Below are 2,968 nucleotides of genomic sequence, written 5' to 3'. Positions count from 1 at the left end.
CTCATACCCCACCTCTAGTTTCACCTTATCTATTTCATAACCTTGAGTTTTGAGAGTATCTATCTTTTGTTTGAGATTCAATATAAAGTCTTTATAAGTTCTGCTTCCTTTGAGACATATTTTTACTTTTTTATCTGTATAATGTGTAGGTATTGGAGTATTAGGAGCTATGATAAAAGTAGTGCCTTTGGGATAAGGGATATTATCTAATGGATTACTATGATAAGAGATTTTATATTGATTGTTTGTATCTATGGTATAGATATTAAGGGCTTTATATCCTCTTGCTCTATAGAGATAGTCTGTTTGAATTTTTAGAGATTGCTCTATATCTTTAGTATAAAGATAGTAGCTTCCTTTGGGTAGAGAAGTATCTTTCTTCATAGAAACTATAATATCTTGTTCTTTGAGATGATTGGATTGATAATATTTTTCTGTATCTAGAATATCATATGTAAGAGAGTAAGATGAAAACAATTTAGGAATATCTTGTTTATCTATAACATCATAGTCTTTAGAGTAGATTCTATAATATGCTTTATTTTCATTATTGCCCTTATCAAATATATTAGAATCTAGCTTATCCCTTTTTACCTCTCCCCATTCTAATATTTGAAGTTCTTTACCATTAAATTGAAGTGATAAAGGAGGTTTATAATCTAGTTTGGTATGGGTGGTATAATTCCTCGCTTTATAGGCTGGGGAGCGTAGATAAGCAAAGATAACTAAAGTATAATCTCCCTGTGTGAGGTATTGGAGTTGTTGGGAATAGTTGGGAGGATTGGTGGTTTGAGAGTTTGATGATGGTTGTGAATTGTTTGTTTGTGCTTTTGAATTTGGACTTTGAGAGCTTGTTTGATGTGATTGTAGGCTTTGCAAATATTCTTTAGGATTAAATGTTATTATATTTCCCTTGTAGGTATCACTTGGGAGTTCATAGTAATGCTCATCTTTTATTAAGCCTGTTTTGTTTGGATTATAATCTTTTGTAGGAAGTATCATATAAGCCCATTTAACCAAATTATAGCCATAATAGATAGCCTCACATTCTAAGGCAGTATCTATCTTTATTGGTTTTTGTATGTTGTTTATTCTCACTTCAAGGATAGAATCTGTATTGTCTATCTTTTCATCAAGTGTTGTAGTTTGCTTAAGATGTAAGATATTCTTATAAGTAATGCCTTTACCTGCTTTAGCTTGTTTTTTTATTTGATTATTTACTGATATTATGCCCACACCTGTTATTTTGTGTATATCATAAGTGGAATAATTTTGAGTCACTAAATCATTACAAGAGAGTATGAGTTTAGTTGTAACATTTGCAAGAGGAGTATCATCAAGGTTAAGTTCGGTGCTTAGAGTAGCACTATAACTGATATTACCAGCTTTATCTGTTTTGGTATTGCCATTATTATCTTTGTTTTCTTGTAAGTTTATTTGATAGGTTTTTCTATTTTCGCAGTTAAGAAGATAGATGATAGGTTGCCCCTGTGAATTATGAGAATCTTGTATAGAATTATTTGACTCATTGGAGTTCGTTTCATTGTTATGATTGTGTTGAATAGAGGAGTGTTGATTAGAGCAATAGATATAGAGTTCATTAATGTAGAGTGTGAAATTACCTTCTTTAGAACAATCAGTAGAGTGAGATTTTTCTTCTTTGAGTTTTAATTTAATACCAAGCTCATTCACTTTTTGATTTTTGTTTATTTCATTGGAAATAATATGGTTTTGTTTGCTAAAGCCTGTATTGTAGAGTAGGATATTGCTTTGGTGTTTTTGGATAGTGAGTATAGGCTCTGCATTTTTAAAGATATATTCTTGTTGATAATCTGCTATATCATCACCATTTTTATCTAATTCAAGATAATCATCTTTTTGTGAAAGAGTTGGTTCTTGTGCAGATTCTGTGTCATTTTTTATCTCTGTGCCTAAAAAATAATTTGTGCTTTGCTTATCTTTAAAATCACTCAAATAAAGCCTTGAATGAGTGCCTAAGTAAGTGCAATCAATCTTTGTATCTTTGCAAACTATAAGGTAGAGCGTAGAATTAAACTTTTGTCTTATTTGCAGAGCTATATCCCCGATACTTTGAGGATAAAAGATAAAAAAAGAGGAGTTGTTTTGCTGCATTCGCTTATTGATTGTAGCGATATTATCTGTAACATTTGGTTTATCTTTAGATTTTTGTATAATGTAAATACTCTCTATTTTAAGGCTTGGATTATTCTCTTGGATATAATATTGCTTCATTGTATTTAAAAAGGGTTGAGTGATTGAAACTAGACTTTGAGATAGTGGGAAGCTATTATCTGTAAAGTTTTTCTTTATTTCTTCTTCTTTTTTTATTATGCTCTCATAGTATGTTTGAGATTTTGAAGATTCTGCAATGTTTAAAAATTCAAAGAATATCATAGATTCATTAAGGCTAACTTTATCTTGATTGAGGTCTTTAGTTTTAATTTGCACATTATCACAAAGTGATTGAAAGATTTTATCATTAATATCATTATTTTCATAAAGCCCAAAGAGATTGGATTGTTTAAAACGCTTAATAGCTATGCTTTTATCATTTTTACTATTGCTATTGTATCTTATCTCATACCAAAGCTTAAGATGAGATTTTTCTTTGAGTGCTTGTTGAAAGCCTTTACCGAATACTTGTTCATTTTCCCCAAGATATTGTATATGTAATAAAGTAAGATACTCTTTTGAAGATTTGAGTGTTTTTAGATTCTCTTGTGTGATATTCTCTTGTAAGATTTGTATATAGTCATTGTTGTAATTATTAAGAAAAGTGTTTAAAGAATTTTTGGCATTATCAATGGGCATTATATTATTTTCTAAATCTATCTCAAAGTAAAATTTAAAAGTATTATAAAGTAGCATTTCATTACTTTGCTGAATAGAGTTGCTATTATTTATTGGTTTCATATCTGCCTATTATTATCTTTATATGTGTTATTAC

At 29.5% G+C, this 2,968-nt stretch carries 1 protein-coding gene; it reads right to left on the bottom strand.

The window, feature by feature from the left end; genetic code table 11:
- Nucleotides 1–2,934: hypothetical protein (locus HCCG_RS11185; protein WP_002957660.1), on the bottom strand; the 2,934-nt coding region annotated here is incomplete at its 3' end.
- Nucleotides 2,935–2,968 lie beyond the last annotated feature (34 nt).

The organism is Helicobacter cinaedi CCUG 18818 = ATCC BAA-847 (assembly GCF_000155475.1).
Taxonomy (GTDB): Bacteria; Campylobacterota; Campylobacteria; order Campylobacterales; family Helicobacteraceae; genus Helicobacter_C; species Helicobacter_C cinaedi.
This window is presented reverse-complemented; position numbering and strand designations above follow the sequence as displayed.